Raw genomic sequence first — 21,853 nt, 5'->3', positions numbered from 1 at the left:
CCCCTGGACCCCCATCGGCCTTCGGCCTCGTCCTCAAACGCCGGACGGGCTGAAAGACCTCAAGGGCCGCAGGGGTCAGTCCACCGACAAGTGATCCAGCTTCCGCAGGATCACGCCCTCCCGTAGCGCCCAGGGGCAGACCTCCAGTGTCTCCACCCCGAAGAGGTCCATCGCGCCCTCGGCGACCAACGCCCCCGCGAGCAGCTGGCCCGCGCGTCCCTCCGAGACGCCGGGGAGTTCCGCGCGCTGGGCGGCCGTCATGCCCGCCAGCCGTGGGACCCACGCCTCCAGGGACTCCCGCTTGAGTTCGCGCTGGGTGTACAGGCCCTCCGCGGAGCGGGCGGCGCCGGCGATGCGGGCCAGTTGTTTGAAGGTCTTGGACGTCGCGACCACATGGTCCGGCGCACCGAAGCGGCTGAATTCGCCGACCGTACGAGCGATCTGCGCCCGCACATGCCGCCGCAGCGCGCGTATGTCCTCCGCCTCCGGCGGATCCCCGGGCAGCCACCCCGCCGTGAGCCGCCCCGCCCCGAGCGGCAGCGACACCGCCGCGTCCGGCTCCTCGTCGATGCCGTACGCGATCTCCAGCGACCCGCCGCCGATGTCCAGCACGAGCAGCCTCCCGGCCGACCACCCGAACCACCGCCGCGCCGCGAGGAAGGTCAGCCGAGCCTCCTCCGAACCGGCGAGAACCTGCAGCTCAACGCCGGTTTCGTCCTTCACGCGCGCGAGCACGTCATCCGCGTTGGTGGCCTCGCGCACCGCGGACGTCGCGAACGGCAGCACTTCCTCGACGCCCTTGTCCTCGGCCGCCTGCAGCGCCTCGTGGACGACGCCGATCAGCTTGTCGACCCCCTCGGGACCGATGGCACCGCTGTCGTCCAGGAGTTGGGCAAGGCGCAGCTCCGCCTTGTGTGAGTGCGCGGGCAACGGGCGCGCGCCAGGGTGAGCATCCACCACCAGCAGATGCACCGTGTTGGATCCCACGTCGAGGACACCGAGTCTCATGTACGGAACGCTACTGCCACCGGGCACTTCTCCGACCCTCAAGGTCCTCGAAGCCGCAGGTACGGACGCCGTACCCTGGACCCGTGCCAAAGACGAAAAAGGCGAAGACCGACAAGACGGCCAAATCAGCCAAGGGTTCTTCGCAGGCGAAGGCAGCCACGAAGTCGAAGAAGCCCAAGAAGGACTCCCCGGCAGAGGACGAGAAGGGGCTCGACTTCGCGCGCGCGTGGGTGGAGTTCCCTGATCCGGCGGACGACGAGCAGGTCTTCCGGTGCGATCTGACATGGCTGACCTCCCGTTGGAACTGCATCTTCGGCAGCGGCTGCCAGGGCATCCAGGCGGGCCGCGCGGACGACGGCTGCTGCACGCTGGGGGCCCATTTCTCGGACGAGGACGACGAGAAGCGGGTCGCCGAGCATGTGGCGAGGCTCACGCCGGAGATCTGGCAGCACCATGACGAGGGCATGGAGCACGGCTGGATCTCGGAGGACGAGGACGGCGACCGCCAGACCCGCCCCTTCAACGGCTCGTGCATCTTCCAGAACCGGCCCGGCTTTGCGGGCGGCGCGGGCTGCTCGCTGCACATCCTCGCCCTGAAGGAGGGCCGCGAGCCGCTGGAGACCAAGCCGGACGTCTGCTGGCAGCTGCCGATCCGACGGACGTACGACTGGATCGACCGGCCCGACGACACCCGGGTGCTGCAGGTGTCGATCGGTGAGTACGACCGCCGCGGCTGGGGCCCGGGCGGCCACGACCTGCACTGGTGGTGCACGTCGGCGACCTCGGCGCACGGCGCGGGCGACCCGGTGTACGTGTCCTACCGGCCAGAGCTGACGGAACTGATGGGCAAGGCGGGATACGACCGCCTGGTCGAGCTGTGCGAGCAGCGGCTGGCCTCGCAGCTGCCGATGGTGGCTCCGCACCCGGCGGATCCCGTCGACTAGCGCGCCGGCCACCGGGCGACCGGGCCACCCGGCGGCACCGGCGCCTACGACCTCGACGGGCTCGGGTCGCCGCTCCCGCCGCCCCCGCTCGGCGGCGGCGAGCCTCCCGGACCGGACGGACCTGACGGATCCGTCGGGCCGGACGGTGACGGATCGCCGGCCGTGGGCGACGGGTCGGGGTCGGGCGACGACGACGGCGGCGGCTCGCTCGGCGTCCCCGGGTCGGTCGGAGCCGGAGTCGTCGGCGTCGGGTCGGGTCCGGAGGACGAGGGCGGCGGCTCGCTGGGCGTTCCGGGGTCGGTCGGGTCCGTGGGGTGCGGGTCCGGGCCAGGACCGTGTCCATGGCCCGGGTCGGAGGGGCTCGGGGCGGTGCCGTAGCCCACGATGGAGACGAGGGTGCCGGCCGGTGAGATCGCCACACGCGCGCTCCAGGGCCCGGACGGCTCGCGCAGATGGTCGACGTACACCTTGATCGTCAACGACTCGCCGGGCGCCAGCGTTCCCGCCGACTGGCTCAGATAGAGCCAGTGCGCACCCGTGCTCGCCGACCAGCGCACCGGCGCACGCCCCGTCGCCGTGAGGGTGACGAGGGTGGTGTCACCGCTGTTTCCGGCGGAGACCGCCAGCCGGCCGGTCCCCGCCGCCTGCGCGCCGCTGACGCTGATGACCTCCACCGAGACGTCCGGTGTGCCGCGCTCGCCGAAACGGTCGCCCCGCCCGGCGCTCGCGTTCCCGGCGTTCTCGTAACCGTCGCCCGCCGCGTCGCCGTCGAGGGCGCCCGGGCCGTGGGCCTCGCTCGCACTGGCCGAGTGGCCGTCGACGTCCTCGCCGGTCGGGGTGGACCGGTAGGCGGCCCACAGGGCGAGGACCGGGGCGGCGACGACGGTGGCGACGACGGTCGTGGTGACGGCACGCGCGCGCAGGCGGTCCCTGCGGGCGGCGCGGTCCTTGGGGTCCATCGGGAAGCCGCGCCGGTCGAAGCGCGGTACGGCCACGCCCCGCGCGCGTGGGGCGTGCGCGAGGGCCATGTGCAGGGCCGCGCGGGGCGCCTGGAGGACGGGCAGCTCGGCGGGGGTGGCGGCCACGCCGGGCCACCGGCCGGGGACGGCGCGCTCGGCGGTGCGACGGCAGCGGGGGCAGTCGTCGACGTGCCGGACGAGCTCGCGGCGCAGGGCGGTGCCGAGCACGACCTGGTTGTCGCCGGTGAGGCGGGCGACGCTCGGACAGGCGCCGGTCTCCACGACGGCGAGGGCGGCGCGCGTGCGCTCGACCTCGCAGGCGGCGGAGGCGAGCAGCTCGCGGGCGGTGGCCAGGTCGAGGCCGAGGACGGCGGCGACCTCGTGGGTGGCCAGGTGGTGGCGTACGGCGAGTTCGAGGGCCTCGCGCTGTTCCGGGGTGGTCCCGGCGGCCTCCGGCCAGGCGAGCAGGGCGAGTTCGCGGCGCCGCTGCTCCTGGACCTCCTCGGAGACGGCCGGCCGGGCGGACTGCGCACCCGTCTGCCGATGGCCTGCGGCGCGGCCCGCCGCATGGCTGCCCTGACGTTTCTGCTTGGCCTCGGCCAGCTTGCGCAGACACGCCCAGCGGGCCAGCGCGTACAGCCAGGGCCTGCGGTCCGCTGGGGTCTCCGGCACCCGCTGCCCGCGCCGCTCGGCGAGCGCGAGGACGTCGCCGAGGGCGGCGGTCGCGGTGTCGTGGTCGCACAGCACGGACAGGCAGTAGGTGAACAGCCCGTCGAGATACGGCTCGTAGCGCGCGGGCGGCCGCTGCGCCACGGTGCGCGCCGCCGCACGATCACGCGCCTCCCGATGCGCCCGATGCGCGCCGGTGGTGCGGGTCGAGGTCTCCGGACTGCTGCTCGTCATTGGTGGACCGTAGGCGGCCCGAGGTGGCACCTTCTGCCCGCTTGAGCAGTTTTAATCCGTACGGGTGAAACGATCCCTCAATGGGGTACAGGAACCCCGGATTCCGTGGCTTGTGCATGACGAGTGGGCCGTGCCGAAGCCCGCCGAGCGGCCCCCGCGACGGCCCGGGGAAGCCCCGTGTGCGCGACCGTACGGCGTTGTCAGTGGGCTCGGTTACGGTTCTTCGCATGGCTGCCCGTACCAAGACCACGAAGGACCGCCCGTCCTACCGCTGCACGGAGTGCGGCTGGCAGACGGCCAAGTGGCTCGGCCGCTGCCCCGAGTGCCAGGCATGGGGGACGGTCGAGGAGTACGGCGCGCCCGCGGTCCGTACGACGGCCCCGGGGCGGGTGACGAGTTCCGCGCTGCCCATCGGGCAGATCGACGGGCGGCAGGCGACCGCCCGGTCCACCGGCGTGCCCGAGCTGGACCGGGTGCTCGGCGGCGGCCTGGTGCCCGGCGCCGTCGTCCTCCTCGCGGGCGAGCCCGGCGTCGGCAAGTCCACGCTGCTGCTGGACGTGGCGGCCAAGTCGGCGAGCGACGAGCACCGCACCCTCTATGTCACCGGTGAGGAGTCGGCGAGCCAGGTGCGGCTGCGCGCCGACCGCATCGGTGCCCTCGACGACCATCTGTATCTCGCCGCCGAGACCGATCTGGCCGCCGTGCTGGGTCACTTGGACGCGGTGAAGCCGTCGCTGCTGATCCTCGACTCCGTGCAGACCGTGGCCTCCCCGGAGATCGACGGTGCGCCCGGCGGCATGGCCCAGGTCCGGGAGGTGGCCGGCGCGCTCATCCGGGCCTCCAAGGAGCGCGGCATGTCCACGCTCCTTGTGGGACACGTCACGAAGGACGGCGCCATCGCCGGCCCCCGCCTCCTGGAGCACCTCGTCGACGTGGTGCTCCACTTCGAGGGCGACCGGCACGCGCGTCTGCGGCTGGTCCGGGGCGTCAAGAACCGCTACGGCGCGACGGACGAGGTCGGCTGCTTCGAACTGCACGACGAGGGCATCACGGGCCTTGCCGACCCAAGCGGACTTTTCCTGACCCGTCGTGACGAACCGGTCCCCGGCACCTGCCTGACGGTCACACTTGAGGGCCGCCGCCCCTTGGTCGCCGAAGTCCAGGCACTGACCGTCGACTCGCAGATCCCCTCACCCCGCCGCACGACGTCCGGCCTGGAGACCTCCCGCGTCTCGATGATGCTGGCCGTACTCGAACAGCGCGGCCGGATCAGCGCCCTCGGCAAGCGGGACATCTACTCCGCGACGGTCGGCGGGGTGAAGCTCTCGGAGCCGGCGGCCGACCTCGCCGTCGCCCTCGCGCTGGCCTCCGCCGCAAGTGACACACCTCTCCCCAAGAACCTCGTCGCGATCGGCGAGGTCGGCCTCGCGGGCGAGGTCAGACGGGTCACGGGCGTGCAGCGCAGGCTGGCCGAAGCCCACCGGCTGGGCTTCACGCACGCCCTCGTCCCGGGCGACCCGGGCAAGATCCCTTCGGGCATGAAGGTGCTGGAAGTGGCCGACATAGGGGACGCGCTCCGGGTCCTTCCACGGTCGCGTCGACGAGAGGCCCCACGGGACGAGGAGCAGCGCCGGTAGACTTTGCCCTGGTCTCGCCCGTGCGTACGAACCGAGTGTGCGAAACGGGAGCGCCCCAGAACCTGCGACCGGAGGAGTGCAGTGGCAGCCAACGACCGGGCAGCAGCTCCCGGAAAGTCCGGTGGGAGCTCCGGTGCCGATGGCCTGATGCGCGCCTCACTGAGCGCCGTGGCACCCGGCACGGCCCTGCGCGACGGCCTGGAGCGGATCCTCCGCGGCAACACCGGCGGACTCATCGTGCTCGGCTCCGACAAGACCGTCGAGGCGATGTGTACGGGCGGATTCGTCCTGGATGTCGAGTTCACGGCGACGCGGCTGCGGGAGCTGTGCAAGCTCGACGGCGGCATCGTGCTGTCGTCGGACCTGTCGAAGATCCTGCGCGCCGGCGTCCAGCTGGTCCCGGACCCGACGATCCCCACGGAGGAGACCGGCACCCGGCACCGTACGGCGGACCGGGTCAGCAAGCAGGTCGGCTTCCCCGTGGTGTCCGTCTCCCAGTCGATGCGGCTCATCGCGCTCTACGTCGACGGTCAGCGCCGCGTTCTGGAGGACTCGGCGGCGATCCTCTCCCGCGCCAACCAGGCCCTGGCGACCCTGGAGCGCTACAAGCTCCGCCTCGACGAGGTCGCGGGAACGTTGTCAGCGCTGGAGATCGAGGACCTGGTCACCGTCCGCGACGTCTCGGCGGTGGCCCAGCGGCTGGAGATGGTGCGTCGTATCGCGACCGAGATCGCCGAGTACGTGGTGGAGCTGGGCACCGACGGCCGTCTCCTGGCACTTCAGCTGGATGAGTTGATCGCGGGCGTGGAGCCCGAGCGTGAGCTCGTGGTGCGTGACTACGTCCCCGAGCCGACGGCGAAGCGCTCGCGCACGGTCGATGAGGCGCTGTACGAGCTGGACGCCCTCACCCATGCCGAGCTCCTGGAACTCCCCACGGTGGCACGGGCGTTGGGTTACACCGGCTCCCCGGAGGCGCTGGACTCGGCGGTCTCGCCGCGCGGGTTCCGTCTGCTGGCCAAGGTGCCGAGGCTGCCGGGGGCGATCATCGACCGGCTGGTGGAGCACTTCGGTGGCCTGCAGAAGCTGCTCGCCGCCAGTGTGGACGATCTCCAGACGGTGGACGGTGTGGGCGAGGCGCGGGCGCGCAGCGTGCGGGAGGGGCTCTCGCGGCTGGCGGAGAGCTCGATCCTGGAGCGCTACGTCTGAGAGGCACCCCGGCGTTGGCGCTGAGGGCGGGGCGTTGCGTTGCCCGGCGCTGCGGGGTGCCGCCTGCTAGTCGTTCTCCAGCACGAACGACGTCTGTGCCGTGCCGAAGCCCGGGGCCTTCGCCTCCACCAGATACGTGCCCGCGGCGGCGGCGCCCGCGGGCGGTGTCGCGCACTGCGGGGCGCTCGCCCCGCGGTCCCACTTCATGGTGTAGGTGATGCTCTCCCCTGCGGGCACCCGGAACTTCAGGCTGCCGGCCACCTTGGGGCAGTCGGCGGAGGACCAGAAGTCGTCCTCGGAGCCCGCCTGAGTGACCGTCACCACCGTGTTCTTCGGGCCGAGATCGATCTTGCAGTCGTAGCTGGAGGAGTTCGTCGCGGTCAGCAGCAGGGCGGGCTTCTCGCCGGGCTCGTAGGCGTTGTGGAGGCTCTTCACCGTCACCTTCACCGCGCCCGCGACACAGTCGGGCAGCGCGGAGCCCGCGTCCACCGTGTCGTCCAGGCCGACGCCGCTGCCCGAGCCGCCGCCCGCGGATCCGCCGCCCGAGCCGTCCGACCCGCCGGAGTCCCCGGAACCGTCCCCGGACCCGCCGTCGTCACCGGACCCCGTGTCCGAGCCGGAGCCGTCGCCCGAGCCTTCGGAGTCCCCGCCGGGCGACTCGTCGCGCCCGCCCGGCGCCTGACTGATCGCCGGGCCCGAACCCGAGGGCCCCGGGGTGATGGTCGAGGGCGCGGGATTCTTGCCGTCGGACCCGCCCGCGTTGTTCTTTCCGCCACCGTCGCCCGAGGTGAGTACCCAGGTGATCAGTAGCGCCAACAGGGCGACCACAGACAGCAGTACGGCCCTCCGTCGCCAGTAGATGGTGGAGGGAAGCGGCCCGACCGGATTGCGCAGAGATCCCACGGCGCAAACTGTACGAGAGATCGGTCCGCCAACAGGCTCCACCCGCCGCCCTGGATCGCAACTTTTCCGGATCATCATCCCGGAAACCGCCCCGCGAGGCCCGCGCCACCCCTGTCTTCCGTCAGGTGCGACCCCTGCCGATCGCAGGATGTGACGGGATCGGCCCGCCGCCTACGGTCCGTGACCATGGACTTCGAGGACGCCGGGCTCTACCGCGACATCACCGACTTCGCCCGCGACACCCCAACGTGGGTACAGCACACGGCCGAGATATGGACGGAGGCCGGGCTGCTGGTGTTCGCCGCGCTGTTCGTCACCACCTGGTGGCGGGCCAGACGGAGCACGCCCCGGGCGTTCGCGATAGCGGTCCTTGCACCTCTGGCCACGGCTGTGGCGTATGTGTGCAGTGAGCTCCTCAAGTCGGTTGTCACACAGGAACGTCCGTGCCGGGCCGTGCCGGGAGCGACCGACTCCCTCGCCGCCTGCCCGCCGCCCGGCGACTGGTCCTTCCCCAGCAACCACGCCGCCATCGCGGGCGCCGCGGCGCTCACCCTGGCCCTGGCCAGGCACGCCCTGCTGTGGCTGACGGCTCCCCTGGCCCTGCTGATGGCCTTCTCCCGCGTGTTCGTCGGCGTCCACTACCCGCACGACGTCGCCGCCGGCCTGGCCTTCGGCGCGCTGGTCGCGGTGGCGGCCGTACGACTGACGACGCGCCCGGCGACCCGGCTGGCCGAGGCGATGCGTACGGCGTCGGCACCGGCGTTCGTACGGTGGCTGACGGGGCCGGAGGAGGCGCGACCGCCGTATCGCCGCTGAGCGCACGGCCGCCGCACACGGCTACTCCACGAGCCCCGCCTCGTACGCCACGATCGCCGCCTGCACCCGGTTGCGTACCCCCAACCGGTCGAGCACCGCGCTCACATACGCCTTCACCGTGCCCTCGACGAGGTGCAGCCGGGCGGCGATCTCCGGGTTGGACAGGCCGGTGCCGACGAGGCCGAGCACCTCGCGCTCGCGCGGGCTGAGCTCGGCCACGCGCGCGCGTGCGGCGGCCTCACGGCCGAGTCGGCCGTCGCTGCCGCCGAGTCCGTCGATGACGTACCGGGCCACTCTCGGCGACAGAAAGGCCGCGCCGGCCGCCACCGCCCGTACTCCCGCGATCAGTTCGTAGGGGTCCCCGGACTTCAGCAGGAAGCCGGTGGCGCCGCCGCCGAGCGCGCGGGCCACGTAAGCCTGTTCGGAGAAGGTGGTGAGCATCGCCACGGCCGTGCCGGGGACGGTCCGTACGATCTCCTCGGCGGCGGCGAGTCCGTCCAGGCGGGGCATACGGATGTCCAGCAGGGCCACGTCCGGGCGGTGGGCCCGGGCCAGTTCGACCGCCTCGCGCCCGTCACCCGCCTCGGCGACGACCTCGCTCTCCCCGCCGCTCGTCAGGATCGCGCGGACACCGGCGCGCACCATCGCCTCGTCGTCGGCCAGCAGTACTCGGATCACTGTGCGAACTCCTCACGTGGGAAAGGGCGTTGGGACTGGCCCGCCCTCGGGATCACGTCCTTGGCGACGAGCCGCCCCTCGTCGTCGAAGCACAGCCTGAAGTGGTCGACGGAGACGAGGAGTTCGCCGCTGGCCCGGTAGTAGCGGCAGTCGCTGCCCGGCGGGGGCGGCGCGGGGGCGCGGTCCACGGGCGCGTCACGGACGGTGCGGTCCGGCAGGACGGCGGCGATGTCGTGGTCCGGCATCCCGAGCCGCAGCTCGGCGTACGCGGCCGGCGACAGCACCGAGTGGGTCTCCGTGTACGCGTACCAGGCGAAGGCTCCGCCGACGAGCACGACACCGGCGCCCACGGCGACCGCGGCGGCGCGGGCGACGCGGCGGCGGGCGTGGGTGAAGGGGGCGTGCGGCGCCGGGGACGGCCGTACGGCCGGGGCGGCGGGCTGGTCGGGGACGTACGCCCGCACACGGAAGCCGTCCGGGTGCGGTCCGGCCTCGAAGTCACCGCCGACCGCGGTGACGGCGGCGCGCAGGGCCTGGAGGCCGGTGCCGCCGGAGGAGGGGGCGGGGGCGTTCGAGGCCGGGGGTGCTGCGGAATCCGGTGCCGTGCGCGCCGCGGCCTCGTCGGGCACCGGACTCCGTCCGCTGGTCACCGTGACCGTCGTACCGTCGGCCTCCCGGGCCGCCGCCACGGTGACCGAGGCTCCCGGCGCGTGCCGGGCCGCGTTGGTGAGCGCCTCGCGGACCACCCGGTACAGGACCCGCTCGGCGACGCCGCCCGGCTCGGGCGTGGCGCGGGCCATCTCGTCCCACCGCACGGGCAGCCCCGACTCGGCGGCGCGGGCGACGAGTTGTTCGACGGTCTCCCCCGGCGGGCTCAGGGACACCGGTTCGTCCTCCTCGCGCAGCACGCCGATGATGCGGTGCAGCCGGTCGGTGGCGTCGGAGGCGGCGGCGCGCAGGTCGGCGACGGCGCCGCGGTGGTGGTCGGGGAGGTCGGGGGCGAGCTGGAGGGCGCCGGCACGCAGCGCGATGAGGCTCAGCTCGTGGCCGAGGGAGTCGTGCATGTCCTGGGCGATCCTGGCCCGCTCGCGCAGCCGGGCCCGCTCCTCGGCGATGCGCTGCTCGCCCTCCAGCCGCGCGGCTCGGCTCCAGCCGGCCTCGGTCAGCCGCCGGCTCTGCCGCCAGTAGCGTCCGGCGAGCCACGGGAAGACGCACCCGAACAGCAACGTGCCCGTCAGAACCGCCCATTCCGGTGCCGGGTCGACCCCGAGCAGCGCGATCCGCGCCGTACCGATGCAGCCGACGCCCGCGAAGACGGCCGCCGCCGCTCGCACACCGTCCGCGCGCAGGCCGAGCAGCAGCGCGAGGACGCCGAGCGCGGGGCCGTAGGAGACGGAGAACAGGGCGGGGGCGGCGGCCAGACTCAGTGCGGCGGCCAGGGCGAACGCCGCCAACGGGTGCCGTCGGGACACGGCGACCGCGGCGGCGAGTACGACGAGCCCGGCCGCCTGCTGCCACCCGGCACGCGGCTCGTTCATCCCGAGGCGGTCGGCCGTCAGCGCGGGCAGCACGAGGGCGGCCCAGAGCAGACAGGCCCGCCAGACGCGAGGACGTTCCATCCGCCCGACGCTACAAGCGAGGGACGGGGCGCCACTGCTGCCGATCGTCAGGTGCGGTGCACCGTCCAACCCACCACACACGCGCAGCCACATAACGCACCGCCACCCGCCACCTACCGACCCCGCCGCCACCGACATGGCAGGATCGGAAAGGCCATGACTGCGCCCACAAAGCCCTCACCCGACACCCCCGCCGACATCAACGCCCTCTCCGGCTCCGCCCTCGGAGAGAACCTGCACAGCCCCGTGATCGACTGGTTCGACGAGAACGCCCGCGACCTGCCCTGGCGGCGCCCCGAGGCGGGCCCCTGGGGCGTGATGGTCAGCGAGTTCATGCTGCAGCAGACGCCCGTGAACCGGGTCCTGCCCGTCTACGAGCAGTGGCTCGCGCGCTGGCCGCGCCCCGCCGACCTGGCCAAGGAGGCCCCCGGTGAGGCGGTCCGTGCCTGGGGCCGGCTCGGCTACCCGCGCCGCGCGCTGCGGCTGCACGGCGCCGCCGTCGCCATAGCGGAACGGCACGGCGGGGACGTACCGACCGACCACGCCCAGCTGCTCGCGCTGCCCGGCATCGGCGAGTACACGGCCGCGGCGGTCGCCTCCTTCGCCTACGGTCAGCGCCATCCCGTCCTGGACACCAACGTCCGCCGGGTCCTGGCCCGTGCCGTCACCGGCGCGCAGTACCCGCCGAACGCCACCACCGCCGCCGAACGCAAGCTCGCCCGCGCCCTGCTCCCCGAGGACGAGCGCACCGCCGCCCGCTGGGCCGCTGCCTCCATGGAACTCGGCGCGCTGGTGTGCACGGCGAAGAACGAGTCCTGCCACCGCTGCCCGATCAGCGCGCAGTGCGCCTGGCGGCTCGCGGGCAAGCCGGAGCACGAGGGCCCGCCACGGCGCGGTCAGACGTACGCGGGTACGGACCGTCAGGTGCGCGGCAAGCTGCTCGCCGTGCTGCGCGAGGCCCATGTGCCCGTTCCGCAGGCGGCCCTGGACCGGGTGTGGCACGAGCCGGTGCAGCGGGCCCGCGCGCTGGACGGCCTCGTCGCGGACGGTCTGGTGGAGCCGCTGCCCGGCGGGATGTACCGGCTGCCACTGAGCTGACGCTCGGACACATCACTGTCGTTCGGACACATCACAGTCGTAGGGCCTCTGCAACATCAGACGCACAGCCGATCCACGGGAACAACTCGGACAAACTGCAGCAAATACCACTCAACTTCCTTGTCGTTTTACCCCTTTCCTTCTTCCGTTACACAACCGACGGACAGCCGAGCGCTAGCCGCAGGCTGCTTCGGACAGCCCCGTGACAACGCCTCCGTAGCTTCATTTCCGTACCCGACAGGCGGGGACGACTACGAACCACAGGCAGTGACACCGACGGCGAACGAGCCGGCCGGGAACGGGGAATCGGGAGGCGGTCAACATGGCGCAGGGAGAGGTGCTCGAGTTCGAGGAGTACGTCCGCACCCGGCAGGACGCGCTGCTGCGCAGCGCCCGCCGGCTGGTCCCGGACCCGGTGGACGCCCAGGACCTGCTCCAGACGGCGCTGGTGCGGACGTACCACCGCTGGGACGGCATAGCGGACAAGCGGCTCGCCGACGCCTACCTGCGCCGCGTGATGATCAACACGCGGACCGAGTGGTGGCGGGCGCGGAAGCTGGAGGAGGTGCCGACCGAGCAGCTCCCGGACGCCTCGGTCGACGACTCCACCGAGCAGCACGCGGACCGCGCCCTGCTGATGGACATCATGAAGGTTCTGGCACCGAAGCAGCGCAGCGTCGTGGTGCTGCGACACTGGGAGCAGATGTCCACGGAGGAGACGGCCGCCGCCCTCGGCATGTCGGCCGGAACGGTCAAGAGCACGCTGCACCGGGCGCTCGCCCGGCTCCGCGAGGAGCTGGAGAGCCGCGATCTGGACGCACGCGCGCTGGAGCGTGAGGAGCGGGAGCGTTGCGCGGCCTAGGCACGACGACGGGCGGCACCGGGCACACGGACAGGGGTGACAGGGACACGGAGACGGACGGGGACTCCGAGTCCGCGGACATGGGCTCCGTCCCGTCCGGACCCGCGCGGGTCCGGGGGAGTTTGCAGGCGGCGTTCACGGCGGTGGCCGTGGTCGTCGCCCTCGCCCTTTTCGCCTCCGCGTGCGCCACCGGCGGCACCGGCGCCCGTGACGAAGGGCCGGCCCACGCCGACGCGGTGAGCGGCGCGGACGCCTCGGCGTCCTTCACTCCCACGCCCGCCGCCTCGGCGTCGGCCTCGAAGGTTCCCGACCGCACGGAGGCCGTGCGGCTGGTCAAGGCGGACCCGGCGGTCTCGGCGGAGGTCAAGCGCGCGCTGAAGCCGTGCGTGTCGGACGACTATCCCGTCGACGTCACCTACGGCGATCTGACCGGTGGCCCGGTGGACGACATCGTGGTCAACGTGCTGTCCTGCGGCGACGCGGTCAGTGTCGCCTCGTATGTGTACCGGGAGCAGGGCGGCGCGTACCACAATGTGTTCAAGACCGAGGAGCCACCGGTCTACGCCGAGATCGACCGCGGCTACCTGGTGGTGACGAAGCAGGTGTACGCCAAGGATGACGCGCTGTCGAACCCGTCCAGCGAGAACGTGCTGTCGTACCAGTGGGTCTCCGGCCGCTTCGTCCAGCGGTACGACACCCGCACCGACTACGGAACGCTCGGCGGCGACGAGGAGTCGGCGTCGCCCGACGGCTGACCCCTCCCCCATGGACATGTCCGACGCACCCCCAGCAGAACACGAGGACTGAGAGCACCGGGATGGCAGACCAGACCCACGTCCTGTTCGTCGAGGACGACGACGTCATCCGCGAGGCCACCCAGCTCGCCCTGGAGCGGGACGGCTTCGCGGTCACCGCCATGCCCGACGGGGTGTCGGGCCTGGAGGCGTTCCGGACGAACCGGCCGGACATCGCGTTGCTCGACGTGATGGTCCCCGGCATGGACGGCGTCAGTCTGTGCCGGCGGATCCGCGACGAGTCGACCGTGCCGGTGATCATGCTGTCGGCGCGCGCGGACTCGATCGACGTGGTGCTCGGCCTGGAGGCCGGGGCCGACGACTATGTGACCAAGCCGTTCGACGGTGCCGTGCTGGTCGCGCGGATCCGTGCGGTGCTGCGCCGGTTCGGACACGCCGGCGGCGGCGACCGCGGTGTGGACGAGGCCGGTTCGACCGCCACCGGCGGGGTGCTGGCCTTCGGGGACCTGGAGGTCGACACCGAGGGCATGGAGGTGCGCCGGGGCGGCCGGCCGGTCGGTCTCACCCCGACCGAGATGCGGCTGCTGCTGGAGTTCTCCTCGGCGCCGGGCACCGTGCTGTCGCGGGACAAGCTGCTGGAACGCGTGTGGGACTACGGCTGGGGCGGGGACACCCGGGTCGTCGACGTCCATGTGCAGCGGCTGCGGCAGAAGATCGGCCAGGACCGGATCGAGACGGTCCGTGGCTTCGGCTACAAGTTGAAGGCCTGAGCGGGGCGGCATGCGGGGGATGTTCAGACGCCCGGCTCCGTCCGGGATGGCCCACACGGCGGGCCTGACGGACGCGACCGACGTGCGCGATGCCACGGCCGGCGCCGCTGTCGCGGGCCGAGCGGCGGGGATCCGTACGGCGACGGGTACGGGCGGTGACATGGGTGACCGGACGGGCACGGGCGGCCTCGGCACGCGTGGCCGCACGAGCCTGCGCGTACGCCGGCGCCAGGGCGGCCGGGTGGCGATCCGCACCGGTCTGCGGTGGAAGCTGAGCGCGGCCATCGCGCTGGTCGGCGCGCTGGTGGCGGTCGTACTGAGCCTGGTGGTGCACAACGCGGCCCGGGTCTCCATGCTGGACAACGCGCGCGACCTCGCCGACGAGCGGATCCAGATCGCCCAGCGCAACTTCGAGCAGTCCAAGCGGCTGAACTTCCCGAACGCCACGATCGACGACCCGGAGCTGCCCGAGGCGCTGCGGGAGAAGGTCGAGGAGGGCCGGCGGGCCACCTATGTGACGGACGCCCCGGACGGCGCCCCCGACATCTGGGCGGCCGTGCCGCTCAACAACGGGCAGGTGATGTCGCTGCACACCGGGTTCACCGACCGCAGCGAGGACATCCTCGACGACCTCGACCAGGCCCTGGTCATCGGCTCCATCGCGGTGGTCCTCGGCGGCAGCGCGCTCGGTGTGCTCGTCGGCGGACAGCTCTCACGCCGGCTGCGCAAGGCGGCGGCCGCCGCGCACCAGGTGGCGAGCGGGGAGCCGGACGTCCGGGTGCGGGACGCCATCGGGGGTGTCGTACGGGACGAGACCGACGATCTGGCGAGCGCGGTGGACGCCATGGCGGACGCGCTCCAGCAGCGTCTCGAGGCGGAGCGGCGGGTGACGGCGGACATCGCGCACGAACTGCGTACGCCGGTGACGGGCCTGCTGACGGCGGCGGAACTCCTTTCGCCCGGCCGGCCCACGGAACTGGTGCTGGACCGGGCCAAGGCCATGCGCACGCTCGTCGAGGACGTCCTGGAGGTGGCCCGGCTGGACAGCGCCTCGGAGCGGGCCGAGTTGCAGGACATCATGCTGGGCGAGTTCGTCGGCCGGCGGGTCGCGGCGAAGGATCCCGCGATCGAGGTGCGGGTCGTCCACGAGTCGGCGGTCACCACTGATCCGCGGCGGCTGGAGCGGGTGCTGTTCAACCTGCTGGCGAACGCCGCGCGGCACGGCAGGCCGCCGATCGAGGTCACCGTCGAGGGCCGGGTCATCCGGGTCCGCGACCACGGACCCGGTTTTCCCGAGGCGCTGCTCGCCGAGGGCCCGAGCCGCTTCCGCACGGGCAGCAGCGACCGCTCGGGCCGCGGCCATGGCCTCGGCCTGACCATCGCGGCAGGTCAGGCCCGGGTCCTGGGCGCCCGGCTCACCTTCCGCAACGTACGTCCGGCGGGCGCCGCCGAGCACGTGCCGTCGGAGGGCGCGGTGGCCGTCCTCTGGCTCCCCGAGCACGCGCCGACGAACACGGGCAGCTATCCGATGCTGCCGTAGGGCCTTCCCTGCCTTCGCCGGGGAGGGCTCATCAGAACGACTTGGAGAAGTCGAGCTCCTCGCTGCGCTCGGTCAGCGAGTACCAGTTGCCGTTGTCGTCGCGGAAGATCGCCTCGATGCCGTACGGCCGCTCCTGGGGCTCCTGGATGAACTCCACGCCGCGTGCCTTGAAGGTCTCGTAGTCGCCCCGGCAGTCGTCGGTGTGGAACGCGCCGGCCCCGATGACGCCCTTGGCGACCAGCTTCTTCAGGGCCTCGGAGGACTCGGGGTCGAGGCCGGGACCGTCCAGGCTCATCAGTGCGAGCTCGACGTCCGGCTGGCCCTTGGCTCCCACGGTGACCCAGCGCATGTCGCCCATGGAGAGGTCGTTGCGCACCTCGAAGCCGATCTTCTCGGTGAAGAACGCCTTGGTCCGCTGCTGGTCGAACGTCCAGACGGTGGTGATGGCCATGCCCTTGATCATGATCCTGCGCTCCCTGCTCTGCCTCGCTGATCCTTCCGTCACGTTAGGCAGAGCCGCCGTCAGCGCGCTTCTCCAGAGTTGCTCTCCCCCGGCTCCGGCCGCACCAGGTCCTCCCGCTGCCGGAAGCCGCCGGCCCACAGCATCGCGTAGCACCCGGGTATCAGTGCGGCCCCGCGTCCGACGTGCTTCTCGCGGTACTCGCTCGGTGACAGCCCGGTCCGTGTCTTGAACTTCGCCGAGAACGTGCCCAGGCTGCTGAAGCCGACCAGATGGCAGATCTCCGTCACGGTCAGATTGGCCGCCCGCAGATACTCCTCGGCCCGCTCGATCCGCCGGTGCGTCAGATACTGGCCCGGCGTCTGGCCGTACACCGCCTTGAAGACCCGTACGAAGTGATACCGCGAGTACCCGGCGTGCGCGGCGACGGCGTCCAGGTCGAGGCCGGGGTCGGCCCAGTCCCGGTCCATGGCGTCCTTGGCCAGCCGCAGCTGCCGCGTCTTGTCCATGGCACCGATGGTGGCACGCACCACTGACAGGGCCGACCGGGAAGACCGCGCTACTCCTTCGGGCCCGCTCCCTTGAGCGGGACCTCCTTCACGAACACGGCGGCCGCCAGCGCCAGTACCGCGATTACGGCGCCCAGCAGGAACGCCGAGTGCGTGCCGGCCGACACCGCGTGCTGGTACGCCTCGCGCACCGCCTCCGGCAGCTTCGCCAGGCTCGCCGCGTCCAGCTGCGCCGACTGCTCGGTCACCTTGGAGCCCAGTTCCCCGCCCCGCTCGGCCATGACGTCCTGCACCCGGTTGTTGAACAGCGCGCCCATGATCGCGACGCCGAACGAGGAGCCGAGCGTACGGAAGAGCGTGGTGGACGAGGACGCGACGCCCATGTCCTTCATCTCGACGCTGTTCTGCGCGACCAGCATGGTGATCTGCATCAGACAGCCCATGCCGAGCCCGACCACCGCCATGAACACCCCGGACGTCAGCCGCGAGGTCCCGGTGTCCATCGTCGACATCAGATACAGCCCGACGACCATCGCCACGCTGCCGACGATCGGGAAGAGCTTGTAGCGCCCGGTGTTCGTGGTCACCCGCCCGGCGACCATCGAGGTGACCAGCATCGCGCCGAGCATCGGCAGCAGCAGGAGCCCGGAGTTGGTGGCGGAGGCGCCCTGCACCGACTGCTGGTAGAGCGGCAGGAACAGCGTGGCGCCGAACATCACGAACCCGGTGATGAAGCCGATCAGGGACATCAGGGTGAAGTTGCGGCTGCGGAAGATGTGCAGCGGGACGATCGGCTCGGCCGCCCTGGTCTGCCAGAACACGAATCCGACGAGCGAGGCCACGCCGATGCCGATGAGCTCCATGATCCGCGCGGACGTCCAGGCGTACTCCGTGCCGCCCCAGGTGGTGACCAGCACGATCGCGGTGATTCCCACGGTCAGCAGCGCCGCGCCCAGGTAGTCGATGCGCGCCTTGGCCCGCTTCTTCGGCAGATGCAGCACGGCACTGATCGCGGCGAGCGCGACGACGCCGAGCGGCAGGTTGATGTAGAAGGCCCAGCGCCAGCCCCAGTGGTCGGTGATGGTGCCGCCGACCAGCGGGCCGCCGATCATCGCCAGCGCCATCACGCCGGCCATCATGCCCTGGTACTTGCCGCGCTCCCGCGGCGGTATCAGGTCGCCGATGATCGCCATGACGCCGACCATCAGACCGCCGGCGCCGAGCCCCTGCACCGCCCGGAACGCGATCAGCTGGCCCATGTCCTGGGCCATGCCGCTGAGCGCGGAGCCGATCAGGAACAGCACGATCGAGGACATGAACATGCCCTTGCGGCCGTACATGTCGCCGAGCTTGCCCCACAGCGGGGTGGAGGCCGCGGTCGCCAGGGTGTACGCCGTCACGACCCACGACAGATGCTCAAGGCCGCCCAGCTCACCCACGATCGTCGGCATCGCGGTGCCGATGATCATGTTGTCGAGCATCGCCAGCATCATCGTGATCATCAGCGCGAGCAGCACGACCCGTACGCTCCTGGGCTGCTTGGCGCCCTGCTCGGCTTGATCGGCTTTGTCCGCCGCCCCTGTGTCCACTGCCACCGTGTCCGCCATGGTTCCCACTCCCCCGGCTACTTACTTGCCGCCCGGCTAGTTGTCTACACTCAGGAAAGTAGGCGTGTAACTAGCCGGGCGTCAAGTAAGTTTTATGGAAAGCCAAGAGGTACGAGGATGGGCGGCACCATGGACGGCACCAAGCAGCGGCGCCGCGGGAACACCCGCCAGCGCATCCAGGACGTGGCCCTCGAACTCTTCGCCGAGCAGGGCTACGAGAAGACCTCCCTGCGCGAGATCGCCGAGCGCCTCGGGGTCACGAAGGCGGCCCTGTACTACCACTTCAAGACCAAGGAAGAGATCATCGTCAGCCTCTTCGAGGACCTGACGAAGCCGATCGAGGAGCTCATCGAGTGGGGCAGGCGGCAGCCGCACACCCTTGAGACCAAGCAGGAGATCGTACGCCGCTACAGCCAGGCCCTGGCCGGCGCGGCCCCCCTGTTCCGCTTCATGCAGGAGAACCAGGCGACCGTCCGTGAGCTGAGCATCGGCGAGACGTTCAAGGACCGCATGCTCGGCATGCGGGACATCATCATCGACCCGGACGCCGACCTGGTCGACCAGGTGCGCTGCATCAGCGCCCTGTTCACGATGCACGCCGGGATGTTCGTGATGAAGGACGTCGAAGGCGACCCCGAGGAGAAGCGCAAGGCCATCCTCGAGGTCGCCACCGACCTGATCACCCAGGCGCACAAGGGCGCCTGAACGACTCCAGGACTCAGATCTTCAGGCCGTTGGCCCGCAGGAAGGCCACCGGGTCGACGGCGGAGCCGTAGTTGGCGGTCTTGCGGATCTCGAAGTGCAGGTGCGGACCGCTGGAGTTTCCGGTGTTGCCGGAGCGGGCTATGTGCTGGCCGGTCTTGACGACCTGGCCGACCTTCACGTCGATGCGCGACAGGTGGGCGTACTGGGAGTACGTGCCGTTGCCGTGCTTGATGACGATGGCGTTGCCGTACGCGGGACCGTCACCGGCGCCGTTGCCGCCGGCCTTGACGACCGTGCCGCCGTGCGCGGCCATGACGTCGGTGCCGCTCGGGACGGCGAAGTCCTGACCGCTGTGGGTGGACTGCCACATGCCGCCGGCCTGCGCGAAGCTGGCGGACTTCGTGTACTTCTTCACCGGGGCGACCCAGGACGCGGCCTTCTTCGCGGCGGCGCTCTGCGCCTGCACGGCGGTGGCGGCACCGGGGGCGGAGGTCATCTCGGCGGCGACCGCGCCTCCGGCGCCCAGCACGACCGAGGCCCCCAGGCCGGCGGCCAGCACAGCGGCACGGGTGCGGAAGGTGGACGTACGGGACGAACGGAAGGAGAAGCGCGGGGACATGCGAAACCTCATGGGGAAGACGACAGAGAGAACCACCCGACGCACAGGCATTCGTGCTGTCGCCGGATGGCCATCCCTTGGTAACCCCCTCCGCCGCGAACCCCAAAACCCCTCAACTACGACGTGAGCTAGTACTCCGCCGCAAAATTCCCCGCATCTTGACAGACAACCCAATACGGGCGAACCAGCGTCAACGCCGATATAGTCCGCCAGTTTTCATGGTTAAAGTCCGTTTTGCCCATCACGCCCGTTTCCACTATTCCCGCTAGTAACGGACAAATCGCCTGTGCGGCATGTCACCGCCGAGCGCAATCGAAAGACCCCGGAATGTGACGGGCACTACGCTCTCCCCCCATGGTCGACGCCGCAGCACTCGGGGCCCGTGTCGCGTCCAGCGCGGTCACACCGCTCATCAAGAAGCTCTTCGTGAAGAGCGAACCGGGGGCCGGCCTGGTGGACAGACCGGTGCGGATCTCGGCGCTCGTGTCGTTCGGTCGCGAGAAGCGCAGCGTCACACCGAAGGACGTCGACAAAATCGCGGCCGAGCTGGTGAGCCGGGCACTGAAGGCGGCGGGACCGCAGGACCAGCCGGTGGACGCCTCGGAGGTGCCGGCCGTCAGGGACGCGCTGGCCCGCACCCTCGCCCAGCTCGGCGAGATCACCATCGAGGACTACGAGGCCGTGGGCCTGGGCCCCGAGGGGTTCGCCCGCCTGCTGCGCACACGCGTGACGCTGTCCCGGTACGGCCTCGGCGAGGCCGGCGAGCTCCTCTACGAGCGGCTGCTGCACACCGCCTCGCTGCACATCCTGAACTTCCTCACCCAGCGCTCCACCTATGTCGCCCGGCAGCAGACCGTCCAGACCCAGCAGCTGGCCCGGCTGGTCCAGGCCGTGGACGTGCTTCTGGAGCGGCTGCCGTCGCAGTCGGCCGAGGACGCCGGGTTCGAATCGGCGTACGCCGACCACATCGCCGCCCGGTACGGCACCCTGACCATCTACGGCCTCGACGCCGGCACCCTCGAATGGCCCCTGGACACGGCGTACCTGCGGCTGGAGGCGACGCGGCAGCACACCCGGCAGGACGGCCACCCCGCTCCGGACCCCCTCCACGTGCCCGCCGAACAAGTGCTCGCCCGGCACGACCAGGTCCTGCTGCGCGGCGTCGCCGGGTCCGGCAAGACGACCCTCGTGCAGTGGCTCGCGATGGTGACGGCGAGCCGCACCTACGACCACGGGCTGTCCCACCTCCTCGGGCGGGTGCCGTTCGTGCTGCCGATGCGCCGGATCGTGCGGCCGGACGCCGAGTTCCCCTTCCCCGGCGACTTCCTCAGGGCCGTCGGCTGCCCCGTCGCCGGTGAGCAGCCGGCCGGCTGGGCGGAGCGCGTGCTGCGGGCCCGGCGCGGCGTGCTGCTGGTCGATGGCATCGACGAGATCGCCGGGGAACGCCGGGAGGCCGCCCGGCGGTGGCTGCGCGACCTGGTCCGGGCCTTCCCCGGGAACCTGTGGCTGGTCACCTCCCGCCCCTCGGCCGTACCGGAGGACTGGCTGGGCGCGGAGGGCTTCGAGGAACTCGGCCTCGCCCCCATGACCCGCGACGACGTCGCCACCTTCGTACGACGCTGGCACCGCGCGGCCCGCGCGGACGAGGCCGTCGGGGAGTCCCTCCTGGGGTCGGTGCGGACCACCTCCGAACTGAACCGGCTGGCCACCAACCCCCTGATGTGCGGGATGCTGTGCGCCCTGCACCGCGACCGGCGCGGCTTCCTGCCGCAGGACCGCAGGTCCCTGTACGAGGCCGCGCTGACGATGCTCCTGGAACGCCGGGACCGGGAGCGGGAGCTGCGCGATCCCGACGGCGTCCGCATCCCGTACGCCACCCAGGTCCAGCTGCTGCAGCGGCTGGCGTGGTGGCTGATCCGCAACAGCCGTGCGGAGATGGACCGTTCGGACGCGGTGCACATCATCGAACGGGCGCTGCCCGCGCTGAGCCTGGGGGACACCGCCGGGGCGGAGGACGTGTACCGGTCGCTGCTGCTGCGGTCCGGGTTGCTGCGGGAGCCCGCGGAGGGGCGGGTGGACTTTCTGCACCGGACCTTTCAGGACTACCTAGGCGCCCGCCTTGCCGTACAGGAACTCGACTTCGATCTGCTGGTGAACAACGCCGAGCTGGACGAATGGGAGGACGTCATCCTGCTGGCGCTGGCGCATGCCCGGCCGCGGGAGGCGGAGGGGATGCTGCGGCGGCTGGTGGGGGT

General features: G+C 71.7%; 20 protein-coding genes. 11 read left to right on the top strand and 9 right to left on the bottom strand.

Annotated elements, in window-relative coordinates:
- Positions 1–75 precede the first annotated feature (75 nt).
- Positions 76–1,008, bottom strand: coding sequence for a Ppx/GppA family phosphatase (locus tag L0P92_RS27945; protein WP_234765815.1), 933 nt, complete (start codon positions 1,006–1,008; stop codon positions 76–78).
- An 83-nt stretch (positions 1,009–1,091) separates the two neighbouring features.
- Between L0P92_RS27945 and L0P92_RS27940 the strand changes: the two genes are divergently transcribed.
- Positions 1,092–1,952 carry a DUF3109 family protein gene (locus L0P92_RS27940; protein WP_234765814.1) on the top strand — a complete coding sequence of 287 codons (861 nt, stop codon included), beginning with the start codon at positions 1,092–1,094 and terminating at the stop codon, positions 1,950–1,952.
- A gap of 44 nt (positions 1,953–1,996) precedes the next feature.
- Here the strand turns inward: L0P92_RS27940 and L0P92_RS27935 are convergent, their stop codons facing one another.
- Entirely contained in the window at positions 1,997–3,814 is a 1,818-nt protein-coding gene (locus tag L0P92_RS27935; protein ID WP_234765813.1) for a BACON domain-containing protein, read from the bottom strand.
- Between the two features lie 227 nt (positions 3,815–4,041).
- Here L0P92_RS27935 and radA point away from each other — a divergent pair, with 227 nt between their 5' ends.
- Positions 4,042–5,451 carry a DNA repair protein RadA gene (gene radA, locus L0P92_RS27930; RefSeq protein WP_234765812.1) on the top strand — a complete coding sequence of 470 codons (1,410 nt, stop codon included), beginning with the start codon at positions 4,042–4,044 and terminating at the stop codon, positions 5,449–5,451.
- 81 nt (positions 5,452–5,532) lie between these two features.
- Positions 5,533–6,657: a DNA integrity scanning diadenylate cyclase DisA gene (gene disA / locus L0P92_RS27925; RefSeq protein ID WP_234765811.1), complete on the top strand. Its 1,125-nt coding sequence runs from the start codon at positions 5,533–5,535 to the stop codon at positions 6,655–6,657.
- 66 nt (positions 6,658–6,723) lie between these two features.
- Here the strand turns inward: disA and L0P92_RS27920 are convergent, their stop codons facing one another.
- Entirely contained in the window at positions 6,724–7,560 is an 837-nt protein-coding gene (locus L0P92_RS27920) for a hypothetical protein (protein ID WP_234765810.1), read from the bottom strand.
- A gap of 186 nt (positions 7,561–7,746) precedes the next feature.
- Here L0P92_RS27920 and L0P92_RS27915 point away from each other — a divergent pair, with 186 nt between their 5' ends.
- Positions 7,747–8,376, top strand: a complete 630-nt coding sequence (locus L0P92_RS27915) for a phosphatase PAP2 family protein (RefSeq protein WP_234765809.1) — start codon at positions 7,747–7,749, stop codon at positions 8,374–8,376.
- Between the two features lie 21 nt (positions 8,377–8,397).
- On the opposite strand, the gene L0P92_RS27910 is transcribed toward L0P92_RS27915, so the two are convergent.
- Positions 8,398–9,054: a response regulator transcription factor gene (locus L0P92_RS27910; RefSeq protein WP_234765808.1), complete on the bottom strand. Its 657-nt coding sequence runs from the start codon at positions 9,052–9,054 to the stop codon at positions 8,398–8,400.
- Positions 9,051–10,673, bottom strand: a complete 1,623-nt coding sequence (locus tag L0P92_RS27905) for a sensor histidine kinase (RefSeq protein WP_234765807.1) — start codon at positions 10,671–10,673, stop codon at positions 9,051–9,053. The genes L0P92_RS27910 and L0P92_RS27905 overlap by 4 nt, the downstream gene beginning before the upstream one ends.
- Positions 10,674–10,829: 156 nt before the next feature.
- Between L0P92_RS27905 and L0P92_RS27900 the strand changes: the two genes are divergently transcribed.
- From L0P92_RS27900 to cseC, 5 genes are all read left to right on the top strand, one after another.
- Entirely contained in the window at positions 10,830–11,771 is a 942-nt protein-coding gene (locus tag L0P92_RS27900; RefSeq protein WP_234765806.1) for an HhH-GPD family protein, read from the top strand.
- Positions 11,772–12,093: 322 nt separating this feature from the next.
- Positions 12,094–12,633, top strand: a complete 540-nt coding sequence (locus L0P92_RS27895) for a SigE family RNA polymerase sigma factor (protein WP_003999062.1) — start codon at positions 12,094–12,096, stop codon at positions 12,631–12,633.
- Positions 12,634–12,713: 80 nt separating this feature from the next.
- Positions 12,714–13,388 (top strand): hypothetical protein, encoded by a 675-nt coding sequence (locus tag L0P92_RS27890; protein ID WP_234765818.1) that lies wholly within the window; start codon positions 12,714–12,716, stop codon positions 13,386–13,388.
- Between the two features lie 62 nt (positions 13,389–13,450).
- Positions 13,451–14,158 carry a two-component system response regulator CseB gene (gene cseB / locus L0P92_RS27885; RefSeq protein ID WP_234765805.1) on the top strand — a complete coding sequence of 236 codons (708 nt, stop codon included), beginning with the start codon at positions 13,451–13,453 and terminating at the stop codon, positions 14,156–14,158.
- A 10-nt stretch (positions 14,159–14,168) separates the two neighbouring features.
- Entirely contained in the window at positions 14,169–15,698 is a 1,530-nt protein-coding gene (gene cseC, locus L0P92_RS27880) for a two-component system sensor histidine kinase CseC (RefSeq protein WP_372497346.1), read from the top strand.
- 31 nt (positions 15,699–15,729) lie between these two features.
- Here the strand turns inward: cseC and L0P92_RS27875 are convergent, their stop codons facing one another.
- The 3 genes from L0P92_RS27875 to L0P92_RS27865 are packed head-to-tail and all read right to left on the bottom strand — an operon-like array spanning position 15,730 to position 18,274.
- On the bottom strand, positions 15,730–16,161 hold the full coding sequence (locus L0P92_RS27875) for a VOC family protein (RefSeq protein ID WP_234765804.1): 432 nt from the start codon (positions 16,159–16,161) through the stop codon (positions 15,730–15,732).
- Between the two features lie 59 nt (positions 16,162–16,220).
- Positions 16,221–16,667 (bottom strand): helix-turn-helix transcriptional regulator, encoded by a 447-nt coding sequence (locus L0P92_RS27870; protein ID WP_234765803.1) that lies wholly within the window; start codon positions 16,665–16,667, stop codon positions 16,221–16,223.
- A gap of 50 nt (positions 16,668–16,717) precedes the next feature.
- Positions 16,718–18,274, bottom strand: coding sequence for an MDR family MFS transporter (locus L0P92_RS27865; protein WP_234765802.1), 1,557 nt, complete (start codon positions 18,272–18,274; stop codon positions 16,718–16,720).
- Positions 18,275–18,391: 117 nt separating this feature from the next.
- On the opposite strand from L0P92_RS27865, the gene L0P92_RS27860 reads away from it, so the two are divergent.
- Entirely contained in the window at positions 18,392–18,979 is a 588-nt protein-coding gene (locus L0P92_RS27860) for a TetR/AcrR family transcriptional regulator (RefSeq protein WP_234765801.1), read from the top strand.
- A gap of 13 nt (positions 18,980–18,992) precedes the next feature.
- Here L0P92_RS27860 and L0P92_RS27855 read toward each other — a convergent pair whose 3' ends face one another.
- Positions 18,993–19,598, bottom strand: coding sequence for a M23 family metallopeptidase (locus tag L0P92_RS27855; protein ID WP_234765816.1), 606 nt, complete (start codon positions 19,596–19,598; stop codon positions 18,993–18,995).
- 354 nt (positions 19,599–19,952) lie between these two features.
- On the opposite strand from L0P92_RS27855, the gene L0P92_RS27850 reads away from it, so the two are divergent.
- On the top strand, positions 19,953–21,853 hold a 1,901-nt coding region (locus L0P92_RS27850), incomplete at its 3' end, for an NACHT domain-containing protein (RefSeq protein WP_234765800.1).

Source organism: Streptomyces muensis, from assembly GCF_021474425.1.
In the GTDB taxonomy this organism is placed as follows: Bacteria; Actinomycetota; Actinomycetes; order Streptomycetales; family Streptomycetaceae; genus Streptomyces; species Streptomyces muensis.
The sequence above is the reverse complement of the archived record's forward strand: the minus strand, read 5'-3'. Positions and strand labels throughout refer to the sequence as shown.

Bases quoted from the DNA above. Each gene is read 5' to 3' on its own strand.
- L0P92_RS27945 (WP_234765815.1), bottom strand. From the start codon at position 1,008: ATGAGACTCGGTGTCCTCGACGTGGGATCCAACACGGTGCATCTGCTG.
- L0P92_RS27935 (WP_234765813.1), bottom strand. From the start codon at position 3,814: ATGACGAGCAGCAGTCCGGAGACCTCGACCCGCACCACCGGCGCGCAT.
- radA (WP_234765812.1), top strand. From the start codon at position 4,042: ATGGCTGCCCGTACCAAGACCACGAAGGACCGCCCGTCCTACCGCTGC.
- L0P92_RS27915 (WP_234765809.1), top strand. From the start codon at position 7,747: ATGGACTTCGAGGACGCCGGGCTCTACCGCGACATCACCGACTTCGCC.
- L0P92_RS27905 (WP_234765807.1), bottom strand. From the start codon at position 10,673: ATGGAACGTCCTCGCGTCTGGCGGGCCTGTCTGCTCTGGGCCGCCCTC.
- L0P92_RS27900 (WP_234765806.1), top strand. From the start codon at position 10,830: ATGACTGCGCCCACAAAGCCCTCACCCGACACCCCCGCCGACATCAAC.
- L0P92_RS27895 (WP_003999062.1), top strand. From the start codon at position 12,094: ATGGCGCAGGGAGAGGTGCTCGAGTTCGAGGAGTACGTCCGCACCCGG.
- L0P92_RS27890 (WP_234765818.1), top strand. From the start codon at position 12,714: ATGGGCTCCGTCCCGTCCGGACCCGCGCGGGTCCGGGGGAGTTTGCAG.
- cseB (WP_234765805.1), top strand. From the start codon at position 13,451: ATGGCAGACCAGACCCACGTCCTGTTCGTCGAGGACGACGACGTCATC.
- cseC (WP_372497346.1), top strand. From the start codon at position 14,169: ATGCGGGGGATGTTCAGACGCCCGGCTCCGTCCGGGATGGCCCACACG.
- L0P92_RS27875 (WP_234765804.1), bottom strand. From the start codon at position 16,161: ATGATCAAGGGCATGGCCATCACCACCGTCTGGACGTTCGACCAGCAG.
- L0P92_RS27870 (WP_234765803.1), bottom strand. From the start codon at position 16,667: ATGGACAAGACGCGGCAGCTGCGGCTGGCCAAGGACGCCATGGACCGG.
- L0P92_RS27865 (WP_234765802.1), bottom strand. From the start codon at position 18,274: ATGGCGGACACGGTGGCAGTGGACACAGGGGCGGCGGACAAAGCCGAT.
- L0P92_RS27860 (WP_234765801.1), top strand. From the start codon at position 18,392: ATGGGCGGCACCATGGACGGCACCAAGCAGCGGCGCCGCGGGAACACC.
- L0P92_RS27855 (WP_234765816.1), bottom strand. From the start codon at position 19,598: ATGTCCCCGCGCTTCTCCTTCCGTTCGTCCCGTACGTCCACCTTCCGC.